We start from the raw sequence: 23,222 nt of genomic DNA, 5'->3' as shown, positions 1-23,222 counted from the left end.
GGGCGCAGGTCAGCTGTCACAGCCGCCGTGGCCGCGTGATCCAATTCGGGTCTTTGGGAAAGGGCGCCCGGACATGCCGGACGCCCGCCTGCCTAGCGCGGGGAGGACGCGCTAGTTGCCGTAATCCGGGAAGATAGAGCGCACACTGCCCGCCGTCAGAATGCGCACTGGACCACCCCGGGCACAGACACGGGCCTCGCCTGTAATCGGATCAGGGCCGGGATCGACACCCAGACGGAACAGCGGGCTGCTTTCGCTGACCACCAGTTCCCCGCGGATCTCGACTTCGGGTTTGGCCCCGTCGGGAATACCTTTCCAGTCTTTGCCGAATTCCAGCGTGTAGGTGAACATGCTGTTCCAATGTGCCGGGATGTCCTGGTTGACCCAACCGTATTTGAAATCGTTGTCCTGCGTGTTGGTCTGACTGTGGGACAAGGCCTTGCCATTCAACGGCGTGCCGGACGAGATCGTGTAATTGGTGCCCTTGGGGATGTTCTTGAACACCACCACCAGATCGACCAGGGCCGCATCCGACCCTTGATCGTACCGGGCGCGGTCAACCACCTGAGGCTTTGCACCCCGGACCATTTTGACATTGCGTTGCGCGATGTTTGCGTTGGTCGACAGGATTTCGGCAAGGCTGTTGATGTTGGTCACACCGGACAGCGGGTTGCCGTGTTCTGGCGTGTTGGCAATGCCGATCAGGCAGTAGTGGTCCGACACATCCGGCGGCACCCAGGTGAACGGATCTGTCGAGGCGCCGATCGCGCCCGCCTTGATGTCCAGATGTGGGCTTTGGTTGCCGGACGACGTGGCAAGCTGGTTTTCTTCCCAGAGATAGGGATAGAGCAGGATGTTCGGTTCAGCATAGAACAGATTCCAACTGCCGGTCAGATCGTTATCGCTAAAGTTCTTGCCGCGTACGTAGAGATAGTTGGGCCACCCGATGAACAGATCGTAATCGTATGACTTGTCGTAGTTTGCAGGGTCCGTCAGGAAACTCGGGTCTTCGAACGGTGACTTGCCGGAAATGAGGATATCCGGGGAGGTCGCTGCGCTGGCGCGGGGGGTAACGCCTTTTTCGCCTTTGGTGGTGCGCACAACGACGCCGGGCCATGTATCAGCCATGATAGCTTCTCCTTTGTAAAAGGGGTGGGTTGCGGATTAGGGGAGGACGAGGGCGATCTGCTCCATGATGATCTTCTTGACCGGCCCACCACCGTCGCCATCCACCCGCGACATGGTCAGCGACAGCTTCGAGCCGCTCTCGATCTCGTCGGGGCGCTCGAACCACAGGCGCATGTGGATGGCCGTGCTGAATTCGCCCAGGTTGCTGCCAGTGGCCGCCACCAGGCTCGACCCCGAGATGGCCTTGCGCCCGATGTTCAGCTTGGCCTCGTCCGAGGCCACCTCAAGCTCGGTGCCTTTCGGGATGTCCTCGAAACGGACGCCCATGTCGATCTCTTCATAGGCTTCGTCCTGCGTGTAGTAGACAGAGACGACAAGGCTCGGCGGGTCGGTCTCGTCCTCGTCATTGGCAATGGTGATGACGTCATAGGGCTTGCCGGTCGCAGGTTGCTCGCTGGTGATCTCGTAACCGGTCAGCGCCTTGACGGTCGCGCCGGATGCCAACACGCCACTGCGGGCCGCAAAGTCGAGGGTCAGTCCGGCGTGAATACCGGTGAGCGTCATGCTCGTCACATCTTTTTGTTTCATTGTCTTGTCCTTTCCTTGGGGGTTGGGTCAGCTGTCGGCATAGGCCTCGGCCTCGTATTTGCTGACCATGTAGTCGAGCAGGTCGATGCGAAGCTCGGCCAGTTCGATGAAGTCTTCGGTGCCATAGACCTGCGCGCTTTCGTAAAAGGCGGCCCACCACGGGATCAGGGTCTTGAGCAGCCCCGGACCGCCCCGCGGATCACCCAGAACCGTGTCGATGGCGGCACCGATCTCCAGCGGCGTGGGACGGTCGCTGGTGATCTGGTCATCGATGATCGCCACCAGCCACACATTGGACGGCAGGTTCGCAGGCGGGGTGATGTTGGGCGCGTTCGTGTCATCCTTGACCGGCTGAAACGGCGCGGGCACGCGGCTCACATAGGTTGTGCGGTACAGGATGCGCCACGGCTCCGTCGGATCGTTCAGCGCCTCGCGCATCGCGTTGGCCGACGCCGTGGTCGAGTTGTTGAGCCAGTTGGCATCGACGACCTGGTTGAGGGCGGTGAAATTCTCCGCCTTCGGAGCCAGCAGGAAGGACATATAGCGATAGGCATCGACCTTGCCGGGCGCGGCCGTCGTCTCGTACCCTTCAAACAGCAGCTGACCGCTTGAGCTCTTGCCCAGCTTGGGTGCCGCCAGAAAGTCGGTCGGCAGGACATTGGCCAGCAACTGGAACCCGTTCGAGGTCGCCTCGGATTTGGTCGCGGTCATCGTCCACGTGTTGCCCAGCATGGCATCCGCTTCGATATAGTAGCCACCGGCAGGCGTGCCGACCTTGGCCGCGATCTCGGCCCCGATCCCGAACTTGAGGGAACTGGCGCCGGTATAGGTCTCCGAATAGCTGTTGGCGACGCTCAGCTCTTCCTTGCTTTGCCCGCCCACAGCCGTCCACACATAGGTGTTGTAGAGGCTGCGCTGGTTGCGCGAATTGCCAAAGTCGTAGGCGTCGTTCTCCTTCAGCTTGTCCTTGACCCGGCCAAGCGAGCCGATGACGCGGTACTTCTTGACGCTGAACTGGTCGTAATACGCCTTGATCTGCTGTTCTTCCTTTTCGATGCTGCGCTTGAGGGCATAGGCCTCGACCGGCTTGAAATAGCTGCCGCGCTCGCTGTTGGCGTTGGGATAATCGGGGTCGTTGACCAGACCGACCTTGCCATCAAGGGTCCCGTTCTTGACGTATTTGGGGTTGATCGGGAAATCGATGATGTTGGTATCGACCGGGATCTGATCATTGGGCACAACAGTGTAACCCACCGGCGTCTGCGTGCCCTTGAGGGCCATCATGAACAGATCCGCCGTGGCCGATTTCACAATCGCAATGCCCACATTGTTCTGAATGTAACGGCGGCCCACCACGGGGTTCAGGATGTTGTCCTCAGGCTCCCACGTGCCCGCCGGGGTCAGGGACGAGGTCAGGTTGGTGCTGTTGGAATGGGTCTGCGCAACAGAATCCGTGGTCCCGATATCACCGGAAATGGTCAGCTTCGGGCCACCCTGGATTTCGGTGGTCACGATCTCGGCCTCGACCTCGGCGCCGACACCGGCTGACGTGCCGCCCTTGGACTTCTGATACAGCCCACCCTTGATGTTGAAGGCGCCGTTGAAGGTGCTCGACTGATTTGCGCTGAACGACCAGGTCTTGGTCTCGCTTTCAACATAAGTGATTGTGCTCACGCTGGAATACAGCCGCGCCGGCCCGCCCTGATCGCCCGACCAATAGGCCAGCGTCTGGTTCTCGCTCGGGATCGGCGGGCCGCCCTCGATATAGCCGACAATCGACGGCTTGCTCTGCACCTGCCCGACAAAGATCGTGTCGAGATCGCCAACCTTGAACCCGACGCCCAGCACGGTATTGCCCGCATCGGTGCGGAAGAAATAGCCCCGCTTCATCACGCTGAAGATGTTGCCGTATGCGTCCTTTTCGGCGGCCGCATATTCAATGACCGATGGCTGGCCCTCGATGGCCTCGGAATAGTAATCCGGCTGACCGCCCAGCGCGTTGACCACATACTGGCCCTCGTTCTGGATCGGGGCAGAGGACGGCTCCCAGCTTGGCGGGGTGGTGGCAGGCATCAAACTGCCGTTGTTGCCACGCCCGGTCATGTCATAGACGACATCGCCCGAACCGGCATCGATCATCCAGTAGCTCGCCAGATGATCCTCGGTCCCGGTCAGGGGCTTGTTCATGCTTTCGCGGATCTGCTGGTTGGTCAGCAGGGTCGAAAACAGGCGGATGTCATCAATCTGACCCCGGAAGGGCAGATCAACCACCCCACCCTTGCGATTGCAGCCAAAGGTCATCTGCGTATCGCCGTAATCCCCGACGTCGGCAGGCACCATGCGCACGGGCAGGCTGGATCGGCCGTTGACGTAAAGATCAGCCTCGGACACGTCCTGCCAGATCGACCAAAGCTGATTGCTGGTCAGCTCCATCGTCTGGTTCTCGGTCACATCCTTGGCGGCCTTGCCGGACATCTCGTCGAAATTCCACGCCGCCACCAGGTTGCTCTGATCCGCAGGCAAACCACGGAAGGCATAGACGCGCGCGATCTCTTCGGTGTTCAGCGTGCGGCTCCACACCCGGACATGCGACAAGAGACCGACAAAGTTGAACGTCTCGTCCCCCGAAATACCGGCATAGAAAGACGAATCCGCCGTCTGCGCCTTGACCGGGGTTTCGTAGTCTTCCTTGTTCGCTTCCTTGATCAGAACGCCGTCGATGAACAGCGCGCTCTTGATGAAGTAGCTGGACATGACGCGGCCGTCTTCGGGCTTTTTGTCGACGGTGCCGGTCGAGAAATTGACCGCGACATAGGCGGTTTTGCCCGCGGTCAGGTTGCCCGAAACCTCGTAGGTGAACTCGATGGGCGGGTCCTGATAATACTCAGGGTCCTGGCTGATGTTGACCGTCAGAACGACCTGCCCGATCGTGTTGACCGACAAGGTGTAGCTGCCCGGCTTTTCGACAATCACCTGTTTGCTGTTCAGGGTTTCCGGCGCAATCCACGCCTCAATCGCAAAGCTCGAGGCCGGGTTGAACGCAGATCCGTCGGTGACCTTGCCACTGTTTTCCCCGTCCAGTTCCAGCGCCGCGCCCTGCCGCGAGGCAAGAGCCACATGGCTCCACCCCTTGAGGATGCGGTTCGAGGCCAGCACCAGATCGTTGCGCCCGGCATAGGGCACATCAAAGGCACCATCGACGTTCCACGCCGGGCTGGCCGGGTTGATCAGCTTGGCGTTGAAATCCGCGCCCGTGGCGGCCGAGTTCATGATGTCGGTGCCCTGCCCTTCGGCGAGGTTCCAGCGGATGCCAAGCAGCGTGTCGTTGTCGGGAAAGCCCGTGACGACGGTGCGCTGTACCTCGTCCGCGCTGAGGGCACGCTGCCAGAAGGCAACGCCGTTCAGGGTGGTCTTCGTGATCCCCTCATTGATTTGGCTGCCCAGCACCAATGCGCCCAACGGGTCACTGAAACTGTTGTCGGCCTGCGCTGTCACCGGCGCTGCGGTATCGACATAAAGCGCCAGATCAGCCTTCTTGTCCGCGACCCCCTTCACCGTCAGCGTCACACAGCTCCACTTTTTCGTGGGCAGGGCGTTTTCACTGCTCAGCGTGCTGGCGCCTTCAAGGAAGGATAGCTCGACCTTGCCCATCTCCGTCATCGACAGCGACAGGAACTCGGACCCACCGCGCACGGCAGAAATGGTCGCGATCGTGCCGTTGGCCGAGGTGTCGTTGGGGCGCACATAGACCTGCAACGTCAGGTCAGGACCGTCGAAGTTGTAGGAAGACACGACATAGGTTGACGCCGCCATATCAAGGCCCGGCCCCCGCTTGGCCCCGATCATGTAGCGCAGCGGCAGATCCGGGTTCTCCAGGTTGCCGGTGACATTGTAGGTCAGCGCACGCGAAGACGTGTCGCCCCGGGCCTGGATATGGTTCAGCCACCCCTCGACCGTCAGATCGGAACTGATCGCCATCTGCTCAGAGGGCGAAAACGCCTTGTCCACATCCACCGAGACATAGTTCGAGCCCTTGGTATTGACGCCCAGGCTGAAACGGGGTGCGACGCGCATCCAGCCGCCATTGACACCGGGGGCCAGCACCGGGGCCTTGCCATCGGAATAGCTGTCGGTGTCAATCAGGCGGCCCACACCGCCATCACTGGGCGGATCGACAATGACCGCACCAAAGAGGGTGGACGCGGCAATGTCATGGCTCTGACCACCGAACTCGTACACCGCGCCCTGAATGTTGGCGGCGGCCGTCTTGGCCTGTGTGCCCAGCCGCGCGGTGTCGGCCTCTTCCCCCAGATACATCGTCCGAATAAGGCTCGCATAGGCAAAGGCACCGCCGGGCACAGCCTTGTCCGTGTTGACCACATCCGCACTCAGCCCATCGGTCTGGGCATAGATACGCTTGGCAATACCGTCCGTGTAGCCATCGGGATAGTCATACGTTTCACTCAGCCCGTTCAGCACCTCGGCAAAGCTGATCTGCGCGCGCGGCACATTGGGCAGGCTGGTGCCCGCAACTTCCACGTCACAGTAATGCGGCGACTTTGCATCGCTGACGGTGATCGCAAAATCCTTCAGCGCGTCCTGCACGAAAATGACGACATGGCTGACCTGATCATCGGACCGGGCCGTCGACACCGGCACACCGTAGGCCCGCGTACCGGGCGTCTGAACGGTGTCGTAATCGTAAATGGTGGACTTGCCCGTCAACGTATCCAGCACGTTGCGCGCCTTGCTCGACACATCTGGCCAGATCTGGGTGATGACCTGGCCTGCGTCCCAATTGGTAGGGGTCGAGGACGCCAGCGTAAGCGAGACATACTTGTCCGTCGCGCCCTGGGCGGCTGTGACCTCGCCCAGGTTCAGCGGCATGAACGGCACCGATGTGAACAGGAAATACCCGCCGCTGTTGCTGGTGGTCGACGGCACCAGAACCGAGGGGCGGCTGGCGGAATAGTCGAAATAGGGGCGCTTGCCGACCTGAATGTCGGGGTCATCGGGATTGTCCCCGCCCGCACCGTTCCAGATGCGCGACAGCTGGTCGATATCGCGCGGCAGGCCCGACCACGTCTCGACCCCCACACCGTCCGGGGCGGTGACCACCACATCGCACAACAGATCCGACACTTTCGAGGAACGCACCTCGATCGTGCTGGCATTCATGTAGGTGCCGATCCGGTGGGCCACGAAATTCAGGAACCCGGCCTGCGTCTTGTCCGGGGCCGACAGGACACGGCGCGACACGGGCGTCCAGTCGGTCGACGACCATCCACGATAGGTGGCCTGCGCAAACTCGTCCCGTGAAAAGGCGGTCTTGCGGGCATTTGCCGACCAGTCCGTCGTCCAGTCGGAATAGAACGTGGCACGGGCCGACGCGGTCGAAAACTGGGCGACCGACAACAGGTCATCCGCCCCCTGATAATACAGGTGCAACAGCGCGTCGGACCCCTCGATCAGGCAGCTGTCGGCCTGCGGAACGATGAAATCCGCCAGACCCGCGTAATAGGTCAGGCCCATGTCGTCGATGTAAAAGGCCCCGCTCATGTTGCTGTCGACGGGGGAGGAGGACGGCTCGGGCTTGGGGCCAAAGACGGTCGCGACAACCCCGCTTGAGGCCGTGTTGGGCGTGGTCGGGGGCGTGACGCTGTAATCGACGCTGTTGCTGGGCAGATCCAGCACGACCGTCTCACCCGACAGGACCTGGATCGCGTTCAATGCGCCCACAAACCCGGAAGAGGACGCACCGATCTGGCTGATCGGGGTGCCCGAGGGCTCTGCCGTGGCCTCGGCCCCCGTCAGCGGCACGATCGAGCCGTTGACAGATATCACGAACGGGTTCTTGCCCTTGCCAGTGTAGGTCACGCTGACTTGCGACCAGGTGCCGGAAATCAGAACCGAATGCATCGTGCGGGCACTCACCGCAGTGGTGCCGTCACCAAATCCGACCTCGATCTTGTCGCCGTCCACGATGCGCAGATAGGGCGCAGCCGTTTCCGGCGCAGCCGTCGGATCGCCACCAATCACGACCAACTGATCGCCCAGGGACGCGGGGGCCATCATCAGTTCCATGCTGTAAGGCCCGGCAATCGCCAACGGGTTGTCGGATGCATCCGCCGGGGTCAGCGACAGGTAGGACACCCCGTTGAACATCAGATCGAACTCGGCGGGCACCAGATCGGTGGTGACAATGTCACCGGACAGATCGGCCATCACGCCCTGGGTGCCGACGGCGGTGTCTATCGTGGCAGTCTGCACGCCCTCGCCGACTGTCACGGGCAATGTGATCATCACCCGCGAGGCGCGCTTGACCCCGATGCTCGACCCATCGGGCTGCACAACCTTTTCGTGCTTTACGTAGACGGCAGCACGCGGGGCATGGGCCAGCGCCAGCGGGTCGCCCCCGGCTTTGGGTAACACTGAAAAGGTGCTGTCCGGTTGTATCTGATAGGCGGCATCGACCGGCTTGCCGGTGACATCAAACAGGCCGTTCTCACTGGCGGGAAAGTTAAAGAGGTGCACGCCGGTCTTGGCCGCATCCAGCGTCAGGAACTGCCAGGCAAAGCTTTCGCTGCCCGACACCGGCAGCAGAACCACGTCGAACTGGCCGTCCTTGACGGCATCCACCATCGACAACTCCAGCGCAGGCTCAAGAAAGGGCACACCATCAGGGTCCAGATAGTCCTGCGTATCGGACGGATCGGCGGGCACGTCCTCTTTGTGGCTGCGGGAATAGCGCACTTCCCAAGCCGGGTTCAGGCTGTAACTCTTTGTTTTCTGGTCGGTCCCCGACCGTTCGCTCAGCAGGCGAAAGCGGTTGATGTACAGCGTACCCAGCTCGGATTGCTGCACGATGCTGATGTATTTCTGATCCGTCACCACCCGGAAGGGGGCCGTACTTGGCACCATCGTGCTTGCGTCAGCACCAACCGTGATCAGCCCCATGCCGACCTGGCGCACCTGGTCTGGAAACTCGACCTTGGTGAACCCGATCCAGTCCATACTGTCGTCATCGACTTCGACATCGAGGCCGAGAACGTTAAAATAGATGTCGCTCGACTGACCTGACGCGACACGGCCAAAGACGACCACGACACCTTGAAAGTTGACCGACACAAGTTGGTTGAACTGGAACATGGGAGTGTCCCTCCATGGGCTGAAACGGTTTGCGAAAGTAACTACTTTAACGAGAATGCTATGAACGACCCGACCCCCTCGCAACGCGGGTTTGCGGTCAAAGATCGCTTATGCGACAGACGGCAATGTCTGGAAAATCGGGGCAGGCATTAACTTTTGGTCCATGCTTGTCAGAACAACAATGGCCCGTTCAAACCGCTGATTTTGTGGGGAAGCGGTCTGAAACAAAGGGAAATTTTCGACCGTAAGTTGACGTATGGGAAAGCACGGGCAACGCGCGATACGGCGGGTCTTGGGACGTGTGCGAATTGGCCCGTTAACAAACACCGAATGTCGCCTGGGCGACATGAAGCGAAACCGCGTCAGGCGGGTTACAGGCGCGACTGCGGGTTTGTGGCAGACTCGCACAACCGGCAGCGTCCCGCCGACACCGCTTTTGGTCAGCGCCGGATCAGACCCACCGCGCGTCCAAAGCCGCAAGCGCAGCCGACCGTCAGATCAGGAAAAGGGGGTTTTTGGCGCGGTTTTTCGCAGTGCAGGCGACCGCGCCCCGTCAGGCACGTTGGTGCCAAATCGCCAGTTAAGAAACGTGAAACGGATCGCGCGTCGCTCAAGCCTTTGAAAGACGGCCCAAATCACAAAAGGCCCAAGATCGCGTTACCGCGGCGAACAGGCTGTCCCCGCGGGGACAGATCACACCCACTTGGCCAAAGGCGGCAATGACATCAGCACCGCATTGGCATCGTGCCCGGTCTCAAGCCCGAATTTGGTGCCCCGATCATAGACCAGATTGTACTCTGCATAGAGCCCGCGATGCACCAGTTGCGCATCCTTGTCCGCCTCGTTCCAGTCCTGCACTCGGCGCTTTTCCACCAACGGCACATAGGCGGGCAGGAACGCGCGCCCGATGTCCTGGGTCAGCGCAAAATCCGCCTCCCAATCGCCGGTGCACAGATCGTCCATAAAGATGCCGCCGACACCCCGCGCGCGGTTGCGGTGCGGGATGTAGAAATACTCGTCCGCCCAGGCTTTCAGCTTGGGATAGAGGTCGTCACCATGAGGATCGAGATGCGCCTTTTGCTGCGCGTGGAAGTGATCCGTGTCGGCGTCGTATTCAAGGCAGGGGTTCAGGTCGGACCCGCCCCCGAACCACCACGCATGTGGGGTCCAGAACATACGTGTGTTCATGTGCACGGCGGGGCAGTGGGGGTTCTGCATATGCGCCACCAGCGAGATGCCCGAGGCCCAGAACCGCGGGTCATCCTTCATCCCCGGAATGCCCTTGCGCGCGGCCATGGCCATCTGCGCCCGTTCGCCCAGCGTGCCGTAGACAGTCGAAATGTTAACGCCCACCTTTTCGAACACCCGGCCGCCGCGCATGACGCTCATCAGCCCGCCACCTGCATCCGATCCGTCGTCAGACGACCGCTTGGTCTCGGTCACTTCAAAGACACCCGGCGCCGCGTCCGACATCGGACCCTCGGAATGGCTGGTTTCAAGCCCCTCGAAGGCCGCAACGATATCGTCGCGCAGCTGGCGGAACCAACCCGCGGCACGGGCCTTTTGGGTGTCGAACTGTTCTGTCATGCACACTGTCCTGTTTGGTTGACACTTTTTAGCGCAACCGTCCCCACGGGGCCAAGCGTTAATGCGCAGGCACGTCCACGGGATCCAGCAGGCTGCGCCCGCCATCCACCGTCATCACATCGCCCGTGACAAAGCCCGATCCGTCCGAGGCGAGGAATTGCACGGCGTCCACCAGCTCGGTCGGGCTGGCGATGCGGTGCAGGGGGTGCGTGTCTCGATCTCGTCACGCCATTCGGGGTGATCGCCGATCGAGGATCTGAGCGAGGCCGACATGACCGACCCGAAGGCCACCGCGTTCACGCGGATGCCGTGGGGCGCCAGCGCCAGCGCCATCGACCGGGTCATCTGTTCCAGCCCGGCAGCGGCAATGGAATAGCCCAGCAACTCGGGCCGGGTCTGGTGGGCGGCGATGGAACTGAGGTTGATGATCGAACCGATGCTCGCCCCCTCTTCCCGCGTGCCCGCCTGCTTGATCATGCGCCGCGCGACCTGCTGGCTGAGACGCAGGGCGGTCATCAGGTTCTGCTCGAGCAGCGTCTCCACCGAGTTGTCCTCGGGGTCGAGCGCGTCCGTCTCCATCACCTGGCGCGAGGCGTTCACGAGGATGTCGACCTGATCGAAGGCGTCAATGGTGGCCGAGATCAGGTTGGCGATGGTCAGCCGCTGCCGCAGATCACCGGCGAAGTAGCGAATGTTGCCTTCTTCAACGACATCGCCCAGCTCGGCCGCGAGACGCTTTTCATCCATGTCGGCGCACATCACGTTCGCCCCGCGATCCGCGAACTGGCGCGCGATGGCAAGGCCAATACCGTTGGCGGCACCGGTCACGATGACCGTCTTGCCGTTGATCGAAAATGCCATGATCTATCCCCGTGTCCGTTTGGGCCGTTCGGCCCGCACCAGTTTGAACCGCGCATCGCCGTCCAGATCAACCACTTTGGCAAAGCTGTTGGTCAGGGTTTCTTCGTAAGGTAAATGGCGGTTGGCCACCATCCAAAGCGCCCCGTGGGGCTTGAGCACGCGGGCCGCCGCCTGAATGAAGGCGCGGCCCAGCGACGGATCAGCGGCCCGGCCGGTGTGAAAGGGCGGGTTCATCACCACCGCATCGACCTTGTCATCCGGCGTCCAAACGGTCGCGTCTGCCCAGTGAAACTGCGCGCGCGGGTCGGTCACGTTGTGGCGCGCGCATTGCAGGGCCATGTCGTGATTTTCAACCAGATGCACCACCTTGACGTCGCGCGTCAGGATATGGGCCGACAGATACCCCCAGCCCGCGCCCAGATCGGCCACCGTGCCGACCATGACCTCGGGCAAGGCGGCGGCCAGCATTTCGGAGGCCGGATCGACCCCATCTGCCGAGAACACGCCCGGTGCCGTCCAGAACCCGCCGGGATGCAGGGCGGGGCCAGCAGCCCAATCGGTGAAATCGGCACCGCCCCTAGTCCAGTAAATCTTGCCATGGGCCTTGGAGATGGGGGCGGAGACCTCGGTGCGGGCGCGCAGGGCCTTCAGCATCGAATCGCAGCCATCGGTCTTTTGACCATCCACGATCAGCCAGCCATCCGTCCGCTCCATCGCGGTGGCCATCAGGGCCTGCGCCTCGGCGCGGGCGCGGGTCAGGCACAGGATGCTGGTGTCAAAACGGGCATCGGCAGGCAGTTCTGCCGTCACCTCGTAACCGCGCGCGGCAAAGGCCGCACAGACTGTGGCGAGGGGCGAGACAACCAGAACCCGGTCGCGGGGCAGCGCGGAGATATCCGCATCCTGACCGGGATGCAGCACGGCAATGGCACCGTCGCCCGAAAGCTCCATCGCTTCGAGCGCCAAAGGCAGGCGATCACGGATCACTTATTCTTCTTTTTCCATGGTGCATTGCAGCGGGTGCTGGTGACGGCGCGCGTAATCCATCACCTGGGCGACCTTGGTCTCTGCAATTTCGTGGCTGAACACGCCGACAACGGCGAGGCCCTTTTTGTGCACGGTCAACATGATCTCGAACGCCTGGGCGTGGTTGAGACCAAAGAACCGTTCCAGCACGTGCACCACGAATTCCATCGGCGTGTAGTCGTCGTTCAACAGCATGACCTTATAAAGCGGTGGCCGCTTGGTCTTGGGCTTGGTTTCGGTGATGACAGCGGTGTCGCTGTCGTCGTCCTTGGGACCAGCCATCATATGCACGTGTTGATGCGTCTGCATCGTCATCAAACCTAGAATCCTGTGGTGGGTTATTGGGTGCTCTATATAACGCGGATGTCCATTTAGAAAAGAGGGCGGTTGGATATGACCGATTTCACCCCCGGCATTGGCTTTGGCGCTGACGTCATCAAATGCATCGGCTTTGATGCGGATGACACGCTGTGGCACAACGAACGCTTTTTCAAACTGACGCAGGAACGGTTTGCCGACCTGCTGGCCCCGTATGTGGACAGCGCCGATCTGGACAGCCGCCTGATGGAAGCCGAGCGGCGCAATCTGGGGCATTATGGTTTTGGAATCAAAGGGTTCGTGTTGTCGATGATCGAAACCGCGCTGGAGGTGAGCGAGAATCGCGTACCCGGCACGGTGATTTCCGACCTGATCGCAGCCGGCCAGGAGATGCTGCGCCATCCCATTGATCTGTTGCCCCACGCCGCCGAGGCCGTGGCCGCCGCCCGTGCGCGTGGCCCTGTCCTGCTGATCACCAAGGGCGACCTGCTGGATCAGGAGCGCAAGCTGGCCCAGTCGGGCCTGGGCGAGATGTTTGACGGGGTCGAGATCGTGTCGGACAAGCAAGCATCTGTTTATGAACGGGTTTTCGGGGCATTTGGCGGTGCTGCTGCGGGCATGATGATCGGCAATTCGATGAAATCGGATGTGCGCCCGATGATTGATGCAGGCGGGTTTGGCGTGTTCGTGCCCCATGATCTGGCCTGGGATTTCGAGGCCGCAGAGGCCCCCACCGATCACCCGCGCTATGCTGCCCTGCCTGATTTGGGCGCGCTGCCGGATTTCCTGTCGGGCCAGCGATAAGGCGCTGCCACATTCCTGACACAATCGCCGGTCTAGCGGGGCCGGATGCGTATGCCCCCAAATGTTGCGTTTTGCAGGCGCAGAAAAAGCAAAACGTTAACACCATCAACACTTTATCGAAATTCTTTCCTGTGTTAGCCTTGCCTCAATAATCAAAAAGGCCAGCCGAATAATCGGCGGTCAGAGGCAGACATAGGCAGGTTTACCGTGAAGGTTCGACATTTTTGGTCGGCCCGGCTTGGGCTTTTCGTATTTGCGGCGCTTTGGATGCTGGTCATTGTACCTGCGTCGGTGGTGGCCGCCCCTTATGCCGCATTCGTGATGGATGCGCGCACGGGAGAAGTTCTTCATTCCCGCAACGCCGACACCCGGCTGCATCCCGCATCGCTGACCAAGATGATGACGCTTTATGTTGTCTTTCAGGCGGTGGAGCGGGGTGAGATCACGATGGACACCAAGGTGAAGGTGTCGTCAAAGGCTGCTGCGGAAGTTCCGTCCAAGCTGGGTCTCAAGGCCGGGTCGAGCATCAAGCTGCGCTATCTGGTGCGTGCGGCGGCGGTGAAGTCGGCCAATGACGCGGCCACGGCGATGGCCGAGGCGATATCGGGGTCCGAAGCCGCATTTGCCCGCCGGATGACCCGCACAGCCAAGTCGCTGGGCATGACCCGCACCACGTTCAAGAACGCCCATGGCCTGACCGAGACGGGCCACATGTCCACCGCCCGCGACATGTCGATCATGGGCCGCCATCTGCTTTATGATTATCCGCAGTATTACAACCTGTTTTCGCGCACCTCGACCCATGCGGGCATCCGCGATGTGGCCAATACCAACCGCCGCCTGCTGGCCGCCTACAAAGGCGCCGACGGGATCAAGACGGGCTATACGCGCGCTGCCGGTTTCAACCTTGTCGCCTCGGCCGAGCGGGGGCAGGAGCGTATCATCGCCACTGTTTTTGGCGGCAAATCCACACCGTCGCGCAATGCCAAGGTGGCCGAGTTGCTGGACCTTGGGTTCCGCCGCGCCCCGAGCCGCGCACCTGTGCGCAAGCCGGCCAAGCCGTCCTATGTGCCGGGTGACGCGCCTGTGATCGTGGCAGGCAATCAGGATGCCCCCAAAGGTGCGGGCAAGGTGATCCGCCTGAGCGGCGCGGTCAAAACCTCGGCCCGTCCGAAACTGCGCCCGGGTGCTGAAACGCCTGTGCTGGTGGCCGAAGCGCCCGTTGCATCAAGCGTGCTGCCGGATGACATCCAGACAGCGCTTGTCGCCGCGCAAGTGGCCGAAACCACGACAGCCGCCGCGACGCTAGCGGCAGCAGCAGCGCCTGCGTCCAAATCGGTTGTGCCCGTCAAACGCCCTGCGGCCCGCCCCACCGACGTGGTGCTGGCGCGGGTCGAGCCAGAGCCGGAGGTGGTGACCCGCGTCTCGACCTCGGGCGGGCGGCACTGGGGTGTGAACGTGGGCCGCTACACCAGCCGCTACAAGGCGGAGAAGGTGCTGTTGCAAACCGCCCTGGCCGAGATGTCGTCGCTGGACGGCTCGCTGCGCAAGGTGGTGCGCAAGCCGACCGGGTTTGACGCGAACTTCATGGGCATGACCCGCGACAGCGCCGATCTGGCCTGCCGACGGCTTCAGGCGCGCAATGTGACCTGTTTCATGATCGGGCCGGCGTCCTAGCCCCTTACCAGGTCGCCGGGTCCAGCCGCAGCAGTTGCGAAAGCTGCCCGTACACGTCGGGCTCTTCGCGCTGCAAATCGTGGGGCCGTTCAAAGAACATCTCGACCGCGACGGCGAAGTATTCCTCGTGGTTTTGCGCGCCGTAAGCGTCCATCACCGTCGCCCGCCCATGTTCCACATTATAGACGTGGCGAGCATGCGCATCGACGAACACACGCTCCCACGTGGCAAGGCTTTGCCCCCGGCTCATCACTGGTGCGCCGTCGGTGTGACCGGACAAATCGTCGATCTGGTGCGCGAATTCGTGCAGGACCACATTGTGCCCGTCCGTGTCATCCTGCGCGCCCTTGTGCGAATGGGACCAGGACAGGATCACCGGGCCGCGCGTCCAGCTTTCGCCCGAGCGCACGACCTCGGCTTCGGTCACGACATAGCCGTCGTGCATCGTCTGCTTTGACTTGAATGCGCCGGGATAGATCAGAACCGTGCTGAGGTTCTTGTACCAGGCATCGCTGTTCACGACGAGCAGACAAGCCTGCGCGGCGATCGAAAGCTCCATCTCTTCGCTGACCTCGAGCCCGTTGCAACCGACCATGTCGACCTGATCGAGGAACAGGTTGATCTTGCCCTCGAGCGCGCTGTGCAGATGGGCAGGCAGCCTGCGGGTCAACGGGACCAGCTGCGCGACAATCGCACGCTCTGCATCCGTAAGGCGACTGGCCAGCAGGCGGCGACGGTGTTGCGCGCGCGCCCAGCGGCGGCAGCCGATCACGCCGGCGACAAGGATCACGAGGAGGAGGAGAAGCAGAAGAGGCATGGTCATGTCCATATAGGCGGCGGGCCGGTGCATGGGAACGGCATCAGGCGCGCGCGGCCTTTCTGATCCAGCGGATGAAGGCGCGCAAAGCAGGCCGCTGGATGCCGGGGCGCGTGACAAGATAGTACCCGGCGCCGGGGATCGCATCCTCGTGCAGTACACAGAGGCGACGGGCCTGAATGTCAGCCTCGACAAAGGTGCGCACAGTCACGGCAACGCCCTGCCCGTCCCTCGCACCGTCCAGCATCAGGTTGCCCGGCACCTGGGTCAGCGCGCCCCTGACGCCGTGGGTCACCCCATGCGCGGCCAGCCAATTCGTGCTTTCCGTGGTTCCGACCTCTTCCAGCCAGGGCAGTTCGCCCAGCCGGGTCAGATCCGAGGTGTCGTGCCCTTCGATCAGGGTGGGCGCAGCAACCACCACCATCGAGGTTTCGACCAGCAATTCATCCTCGAGCCCGTCCCAGCCGCCGGTGCCATAGCGGATCGACAGATCAACACCGCCCGGCACCAGCGTCACGAGGTCTGCCGTGGGGTCGAGCACGAGATTGATGCCGGGATGCGCCACCCGGAATTCGGACAGGCGCGGCATGAGCCAGGCCGCCGCAAAGCTGGGCGTCGGCGAGATATAGAGCGGGCGCGCCGCCTCGGCCCCCGTCACCAGCGCGACGGCCCGCGATATGCTGGCAAACCCGTCGGCACAGCCCTGCGCGAGCAGTTCACCCTCACCCGTGAGAGCAATCGAGCGGCCCGAACGATCAAAGAGCGTGACGCCCAGATGGGATTCGAGGCTGCGCAATTGCTGGCTGATGGCCGCGTGACTGACCGAAAGCGCCGCGCCTGCCGCCACGACGCTGCCGGTTTCGACAAAGGCCGCAAAGGCACGCAAAGCGGCAAGCGGGGGCAGATTGCGCCATTCCATATGTAATTCCACCTTACACGACAGATATCCATTTGACTCGCATGAAATAGCGCAAAACGCAATATTGATGGGGCAACAGACACAACCCCAAGAGGTCCGAAATGCTTGATATCTATGCTCAGACTTTCATGACGGCCACCCGCACACGCCCCTGCACCCGCGTGCGCATCCCCGGTCGCAAGTGGTGGCAACGGCCTCAGACCAAATGCATCGATCTGAGCCGGTTGTGAAAACCGTGTCGATGTCACGCGCCCAAGCGCGCGCACAGAGCCAATGGCGGGTCAGCACCGATACGATCAAATGGGTCGCATCCATCGTCCATATCCTGGCCTATGTCGCGACCGCCATGGAGGCGACGCCGCTGAACATGTACCTGTTCTGCGTCAGCATCGGCGGCTGGTTTATCGTCGGGATGCGCTGGAATGACCGCGCGATCATGCTGATCCATGCGGTGGCGGCAGCCATCATGATGGGTGGTCTCTTGTCCGCCTGAAAACCGGTGGTGCGCGGCTGGCCAAGTGCCGTTGCGCGCCGCCGTCCCTAATGCGTGGCTTGCAGCAGCAGGCGCGTGTAGTCCGTCTTGGGCCGCTCGAACAGGTCCTCGGCGGCGCCTTGTTCGACCACATCCCCCTGTTTCATCACCAGCACCTTATGCGACATCGCGCGCACGACCTTGAGGTCGTGGCTGATGAACAGGAAGGCCAGCCCGTATTTCTGCTGCAACCCGCGCAGCAGTTCCACGATCTGCACCTGCACGGTCATGTCGAGCGCCGATGTGGGTTCATCCAGCACCACCAGTTTGGGTCGCAGCACCATGGCCCGCGCAATGGCGATCCGCTGACGCTGGCCGCCGGAAAATTCGTGCGGGTAGCGGTCCATCGTGGCGGGGTCCAGGCCCACTTCGGCCATCACCTCGGCCACCACTTGCCGCACGGGCCGCCCGTCTTCGATCCCGTGCACGCCGAGGCCCTCGGCGATGATCTGCATCGCCGTCATGCGCGGGCTGAGCGAGCCGTAGGGGTCCTGGAACACGATCTGCATGTCCTTGCGCAGCCGTCGCAATTCGCGCACCGACCAGGCGCGGATGTCCTGACCCATATAGACGATCCCGCCTTCGGACGAGATCAGTCGCATGATGGCAAGCGCGAGTGTGGTCTTGCCCGAACCGGATTCGCCCACAATGCCCACGGTTTCACCTGCGTGCACCTTTAGCGTGGCGTCGTTGACCGCCTTCACATGGCCGACCGTCTTGCGCAACAGCCCTGCGGTGATGGGGAACCAGACCTTGAGGTTGTTCGTTTCTGCCACCAGTTTTGCGTCCGCAGGAACCGGCGTAGGCTGGCCCGAGGGTTCCGCGCTGAGCAGTTTTTGGGTGTAGGGGTGTTGGGGCGCGTCAAAGATGTCCTTGGTCGGCCCCGTTTCCACGATCTCGCCGTTTTGCATGACGCAGACGCGGTCGGCGATGCGCCGCACGATGCCGAGGTCGTGGGTGATGAACAGCAGCCCCATCCCCTCGCTGGATTTGAGGTCGGCCAGCAGGTCGAGGATTTGGGCCTGGATCGTGACGTCGAGCGCAGTGGTGGGTTCGTCCGCGATCAGCACGTCGGGTTTGTTGGCAAGTGCCATGGCGATCATCACGCGCTGGCGCTGCCCGCCCGACAATTCGTGCGGATAGGCGTTGAGCCGGGTTTCGGCGTCTCGGATGCCGACCTTGTCCAGCAGTTCGAGGATGCGATTGCGGGCCGCGTCACCGGCCAGACCCTGGTGCAGGGCGAGGCTTTCCCCCAGTTGCTTTTGAATCGTGTGCAGCGGGTTCAACGACGTCATCGGTTCCTGAAAGATGAAGGAGATGTCGTTGCCGCGCACCTTGCGCAGCAGTTTCTCATCCGCGCCGATCATCTGCTGGCCCTCGTAGGTGACCGAACCTGTGACCTCGGCGCTGTCGCCCAAGAGCGACACGGTCGAGAGGGCCGAGACGGATTTGCCCGACCCGGATTCGCCCACCAGCGCCACGGTCTCGCCCCGCCCGACGGAAAAGGACACGCCGCGCACGGCTTGGGTCAACTGGCCGTCCTGGCGGAAGCCGACAGAGAGGTTTTGCACATCGAGGAGGGGTGTCACGAGAACGTCTTTCGCGGATCAAAGGCGTCGCGGATGCCTTCGAAGATGAAGATGAGCAGGCTGAGCATCAGCGCAAACACCGTGAAGGCGGTGAAGGCGAGCCAGGGCGCTTGCAGGTTCTGTTTGGCTTGCAGCGTGAGTTCACCAAGCGAGGGGGCCGAGGACGGCAAGCCGAAGCCGAGAAAGTCGAGCACCGCAAGCGAGGAAATCGTGCCGGTGATGATGAAGGGCAGCATGGTCAGTGTCGCCACCATCGCATTGGGTAGCATGTGGCGGAACATGATGGTGAGGTTGCTGACCCCCAGCGCCCGCGCCGCGCGCACGTATTCGAGGTTGCGCGCCCGCAGGAATTCGGCCCGCACAACGCCAACCAGCCCCGTCCAGCCGAACAGGATCAGGAGGAACACAAGGAGCCAGAAACTTCGCCCCAGGATCGCGAACATGATGATGATGACATAGAGGCTGGGGGTGGAGGACCAGATTTCAATCACGCGCTGGAAGATGAGGTCGGTGCGCCCGCCGAAGTAGCCCTGCACCGCGCCCGCGATGATCCCGACGAAGGCCGAGGCCCCGGTGACCACGAGGGTGAACAGCACGGACAGGCGGAAGCCGTGAATGACGCGCGCCAGCACGTCGCGTTTGGTGCCGTCCGTGCCCAACAGGTTCTCGCCATTGGGCGGCAGGGGCGCGGCACCTGGGCGGTCTACGGCAGTGTCAAAGCTGTAGGGAATGAGCGGCCAGATGGTCCAACCCTTGTTGATCGGTTCGCCGTCGACAACACCGTCTTGGGCGTCTTCGATCACGCCTGCGGGGTCGTCAAAGCAACTCTCGAGCCCGCCGGATACGATCAGGCATTCGACCTCGGGATCGCGGTAGGCCGCCTCGGTCTGGAAGTCGCCGCCAAAGTCCGTTTCGGCGTAGAAATTCCAGATCGGCATGTAGAACTGGCTTTGGTAGCGCACGAGGATCGGCTTGTCGTAGGCGATCAGTTCAGCGCACATGCTGAGACCAAAGAGGATGCTGAAGATCCAGAGCGACCAATAGGCCCGCCGGTTTTTCTTGAAGTTTCGCCAACGGCGCTGGTTCAGCGGCGACAGGGAAAAGAACGGGCGCTTGGGCTCGGGCACCACGACGGGCTGTTCCGGCTCGATCACAGGTTCGCGCAACGCCATCAGCCTTCCCTCCGCTCGAAATCAATGCGGGGGTCGACCAGCACATACATGAGATCCGACAGGATACCGACCAGCAGGCCCATGAGGCCAAAGATGTAGAGCGTGCCAAAGACGATGGGATAATCGCGCGCCACGGCGGCCTCGAACCCCAGCCGCCCCAGCCCGTCGAGCGAAAAGATCGTCTCGATGATCAGCGAGCCGCCAAAGAACACGCCGATGAACACTGCCGGGAACCCGGCGATCACGATCAGCATGGCGTTGCGGAACACGTGGCCATAAAGCACGCGGCGTTCGGACAGCCCCTTGGCCCGCGCGGTCATCACATAGAGTTTCTTGATCTCGTCCAGAAAGCTGTTTTTCGTCAGCAAGGTCAGCGTGGCAAAGGCCCCGATGGTGCCTGCAAGCACGGGCAGCGTTATGTGCCAGAAATAGTCCGCGATCTTGCCCCATGTGGTGAGGTCGTCGAAATTGTCCGAGGTCAGCCCGCGCAGGGGGAAGATTTGCCAGTATGACCCGCCCGCAAAGAGCACCAGCAACAGGATGGCAAAGAGAAAGCCCGGAATGGCATAGGCCGCGATGATCGCACCGGATGTCCAGGTGTCAAAGGCGGTGCCATCCTTGACCGCCTTTCGGATGCCCAGCGGGATCGACACCAGGTAGGCGATGAGCGTTGACCACAGACCCAAGGTGATCGAGACGGGCAGTTTCTCAATCACCAGGTCTATGACCGAGATAGATCGGAAGTAACTTTCCCCGAAATCGAACCGCGCATAGTTCCAGACCATGTTGAAAAAGCGCTGCACGGGCGGTTTGTCGAAACCAAACTCGCGCTCCAACTCGGCAATGAATTCGGGCGGCAGACCCCGCGCGCCCACATAGGTGCTGTCAGACCCTGTGTTCAGCTCGTCCTGCCCTGCATCATTGTTGCCCCCGGCAAAGCCGCCGAACACGTCCCCGCCCCCTTGCGCGCGCGCAATGGCCTGTTCGACAGGGCCACCGGGCACGAACTGGGTGAGGGTGAAGTTGACCAACAGGATGCCAAGCAAGGTCGGAATGACCAAGAGCAGCCTGCGCAGGATATAGGGGCCCATAAGTTTACCTCAGCGCGCCGGAAGCTTTGAGCGCGGCGGCCTTTTCCTCGTTGTACCACCAGAAATCGAGGTAGCCCAAGGCGTAGGGCGGGATGAACTCGGGGTGTTCATACATGTCGTAATAGGCGACCCAATGGCTGGGGTTGTACCACAGCGGGATCATGAAGAATTCGTAGCGCAGCGCGCGATCCACGGCCATCATCGCCGCCTTTTCATCCTCGCGGTTGTCCACGTTCAGCGATATCTCGATCAGCGCGTCGACCAGCGGGCTGGCCAGCCCGGCGGGGTTGAACAGCGAGAACGCCGCATCGCCGGAGCCGTAGTATTGTTCCAGCCCGGTACCGGTGCCCAGGAAGGCGGCGTAGGATGCATAGATCAGGTCATAGTCGCGGTCGCGACGGCGGGAGGTGAATTGCGACGAATCCACCCGTTCCAGCCGGATGTCGATGCCCATGTCTTTGACGTTGGAGACAAAGTTTTCCATGACCCCGGTCAGGGTTGGCGAGGCCGCGCTGTTGAACAGGAAGTTGAGCGACAGCGTTTCCCCGGCGACATTGCGGCGGATGCCATCATTCCCCACGGGCCAGCCCGCATCATCCAGCAGCTTCATCGCCGCGCGCGCATTGCGCCGGTCGCGCAGCGTTGCGGGGTTCGAGGTGTGCGGCACAAGGGCGGGCGATGTCAGCATCTCGGGCGGCACGAGGTCGCCCAGCGATTGCAGGATCTCCAACTCGCGCCCGGTCGGGGCGTCGGTTGCCATCAGGGGCGTATCCTGCGTGAAGGAAACGCGCTGCGAGAACAGGCTGTTTTGCAGGCTTTCGTTGGACCATTCGAAGTTATAGGCCAGCGCCACCGCCTGACGCACGCGCCGGTCCTTTAGCTGTTCGGAGCCGAGGTTGAACACGATGCCAGTTGGTGTGGCGGGTGCGCCGTCTCTCAGCTCTTTCGTGACGACGGCGCCGCTGTCGACCTTGGGAAAGTTGTAGCCCGTGGCCCAGAGCCGCGAGTCGCCTTCGGCGCGGAATGTGTATTCGCCGGCCTTGAATGCCTCGAACGAGGCTGCGCTGTCGCCAAAGATTTCGAGGCGCAGCGTGTCGAAGTTGTTGCGCCCCTTGTTGAAGGGCAGATCGTTGCCCCAGTAGTCCGGGTTCCGCTTGAGCACGATGCGGCGCGCCACATCCACCGAGTCGACCATGTAGGCGCCCGAGCCGGGGGGCGTCACGATCCGGGTCTTGTCGAGCCGTTCGCCGGTTTCCTCGAACCATTTGCGCGAGAACGCGGGCACACCGCCGACCTGTTCGATCAGGCTGCGGCGCGAGATGCCTTCGGCGAAATAGAATTTGATGGTGTGGTCGTCGATGACCTCGACCTTGGGTATCGAGGCGCGCACGGAATCTGCGTAGGATTTGAAGCCCTGGTCGAGCAGCAGGTTGTGGCTGAAGGCGATGTCGTGGGCTGTGACGGGGGTGCCGTCGGAAAACCGCGCCTCGGGGCGCATGTAGAAGATCACCCAGTCCTTGCTTTCGGGGTATTCCAGCCGTTCGGCGAGCAGCCCGTAGTACTCGGAATACACGTCGGCCGGTGTTGCGACGCCGCCCGGGCCTTCGCCCAGCAGGCTTTCGTACATGAACACCGAAAAGGCATGCGCGCGGCCCTGACGGGCATAGGGGTTCATGGAATCGAGGCTGCCGACAAATGCGATGGAGATTTCGCCGCCCTTGGGGGCATTGGGATTGATGTAATTGAAGTGGTTGAAATCTTCGGGATAGGAAAGCTGGCCGTAGAAATTGTACCCGTGGGAGGAGATGATTTTCTCGTGCCCGTCCGCGCGGGCCAGAGAGGTGAGCGCAAGGGTGATGATCAGACCCAAGACGCCCAGCGCGCCCCACAAGGCATATATGTTGCGCGCTGCCTTGACGCGCGCCACGCCGGGGTCCTGTTGATCGGTTCTGCGCATAGCTGAT

Annotated in this window: 15 protein-coding genes and 1 pseudogene; 3 read left to right on the top strand and 13 right to left on the bottom strand. The window is 61.9% G+C overall.

The genetic code is table 11. The features are described from left to right. Positions 1–111 precede the first annotated feature (111 nt). The 7 genes and pseudogenes from ACMHLQ_RS14950 to clpS form a co-directional block, all read right to left on the bottom strand. Entirely contained in the window at positions 112–1,128 is a 1,017-nt protein-coding gene (locus tag ACMHLQ_RS14950; protein ID WP_415401505.1) for a hypothetical protein, read from the bottom strand. Positions 1,129–1,164: 36 nt separating this feature from the next. Continuing rightward, positions 1,165–1,716 carry a hypothetical protein gene (locus tag ACMHLQ_RS14945; RefSeq protein ID WP_415401504.1) on the bottom strand — a complete coding sequence of 184 codons (552 nt, stop codon included), beginning with the start codon at positions 1,714–1,716 and terminating at the stop codon, positions 1,165–1,167. A gap of 27 nt (positions 1,717–1,743) precedes the next feature. Continuing rightward, positions 1,744–8,865 (bottom strand): LamG-like jellyroll fold domain-containing protein, encoded by a 7,122-nt coding sequence (locus ACMHLQ_RS14940; protein ID WP_415401503.1) that lies wholly within the window; start codon positions 8,863–8,865, stop codon positions 1,744–1,746. A gap of 693 nt (positions 8,866–9,558) precedes the next feature. Next, positions 9,559–10,452: an oxygen-dependent coproporphyrinogen oxidase gene (gene hemF / locus ACMHLQ_RS14935; protein ID WP_415401501.1), complete on the bottom strand. Its 894-nt coding sequence runs from the start codon at positions 10,450–10,452 to the stop codon at positions 9,559–9,561. Positions 10,453–10,510: 58 nt separating this feature from the next. Beyond that, positions 10,511–11,313: pseudogene (locus tag ACMHLQ_RS14930) on the bottom strand (SDR family NAD(P)-dependent oxidoreductase). A gap of 3 nt (positions 11,314–11,316) precedes the next feature. Next, positions 11,317–12,300, bottom strand: a complete 984-nt coding sequence (locus ACMHLQ_RS14925) for a class I SAM-dependent methyltransferase (RefSeq protein WP_415401499.1) — start codon at positions 12,298–12,300, stop codon at positions 11,317–11,319. Then, positions 12,301–12,654 carry an ATP-dependent Clp protease adapter ClpS gene (gene clpS, locus ACMHLQ_RS14920; RefSeq protein WP_415401498.1) on the bottom strand — a complete coding sequence of 118 codons (354 nt, stop codon included), beginning with the start codon at positions 12,652–12,654 and terminating at the stop codon, positions 12,301–12,303. A gap of 78 nt (positions 12,655–12,732) precedes the next feature. On the opposite strand from clpS, the gene ACMHLQ_RS14915 reads away from it, so the two are divergent. Then, positions 12,733–13,461: an HAD family hydrolase gene (locus tag ACMHLQ_RS14915; protein WP_415401496.1), complete on the top strand. Its 729-nt coding sequence runs from the start codon at positions 12,733–12,735 to the stop codon at positions 13,459–13,461. A 267-nt stretch (positions 13,462–13,728) separates the two neighbouring features. Then, positions 13,729–15,138, top strand: a complete 1,410-nt coding sequence (locus ACMHLQ_RS14910; protein WP_415401494.1) for a D-alanyl-D-alanine carboxypeptidase family protein — start codon at positions 13,729–13,731, stop codon at positions 15,136–15,138. Between the two features lie 4 nt (positions 15,139–15,142). Here the strand turns inward: ACMHLQ_RS14910 and ACMHLQ_RS14905 are convergent, their stop codons facing one another. Together ACMHLQ_RS14905 and ACMHLQ_RS14900 are read right to left on the bottom strand one after the other, a co-directional pair. Further along, entirely contained in the window at positions 15,143–15,955 is an 813-nt protein-coding gene (locus ACMHLQ_RS14905) for a zinc-dependent peptidase (RefSeq protein ID WP_415401493.1), read from the bottom strand. 43 nt (positions 15,956–15,998) lie between these two features. Continuing rightward, positions 15,999–16,874 (bottom strand): LysR family transcriptional regulator, encoded by an 876-nt coding sequence (locus tag ACMHLQ_RS14900; protein ID WP_415401491.1) that lies wholly within the window; start codon positions 16,872–16,874, stop codon positions 15,999–16,001. A 205-nt stretch (positions 16,875–17,079) separates the two neighbouring features. Here ACMHLQ_RS14900 and ACMHLQ_RS14895 point away from each other — a divergent pair, with 205 nt between their 5' ends. Next, positions 17,080–17,367 (top strand): DUF6552 family protein, encoded by a 288-nt coding sequence (locus ACMHLQ_RS14895; RefSeq protein ID WP_415401490.1) that lies wholly within the window; start codon positions 17,080–17,082, stop codon positions 17,365–17,367. Between the two features lie 47 nt (positions 17,368–17,414). Here the strand turns inward: ACMHLQ_RS14895 and ACMHLQ_RS14890 are convergent, their stop codons facing one another. From ACMHLQ_RS14890 to ACMHLQ_RS14875, 4 genes are read right to left on the bottom strand one after another with little or no spacing between them, the layout of a single operon-like run. Further along, the gene (locus tag ACMHLQ_RS14890; RefSeq protein ID WP_415401488.1) at positions 17,415–18,995 is read right to left on the bottom strand and encodes an ABC transporter ATP-binding protein; all 1,581 of its coding nucleotides are present in this window, start codon (positions 18,993–18,995) and stop codon (positions 17,415–17,417) included. Further along, the gene (locus tag ACMHLQ_RS14885) at positions 18,992–20,167 is read right to left on the bottom strand and encodes an ABC transporter permease (protein WP_415401487.1); all 1,176 of its coding nucleotides are present in this window, start codon (positions 20,165–20,167) and stop codon (positions 18,992–18,994) included. The genes ACMHLQ_RS14890 and ACMHLQ_RS14885 overlap by 4 nt, the downstream gene beginning before the upstream one ends. Then, a complete protein-coding gene (locus ACMHLQ_RS14880; protein ID WP_415401485.1) occupies positions 20,167–21,258 on the bottom strand; it encodes a microcin C ABC transporter permease YejB in 1,092 nt (363 codons plus the stop codon). The genes ACMHLQ_RS14885 and ACMHLQ_RS14880 overlap by 1 nt, the downstream gene beginning before the upstream one ends. 4 nt (positions 21,259–21,262) lie before the next feature. Further along, positions 21,263–23,215 carry an extracellular solute-binding protein gene (locus ACMHLQ_RS14875; protein ID WP_415401484.1) on the bottom strand — a complete coding sequence of 651 codons (1,953 nt, stop codon included), beginning with the start codon at positions 23,213–23,215 and terminating at the stop codon, positions 21,263–21,265. Positions 23,216–23,222: the final 7 nt, after the last annotated feature.

Source organism: Tateyamaria algicola (assembly GCF_047715485.1).
Taxonomy (GTDB): Bacteria; Pseudomonadota; Alphaproteobacteria; order Rhodobacterales; family Rhodobacteraceae; genus Tateyamaria.
Note: the sequence above shows the minus strand (reverse complement) of the source record. Positions and strands in the feature narration are given on the sequence as shown.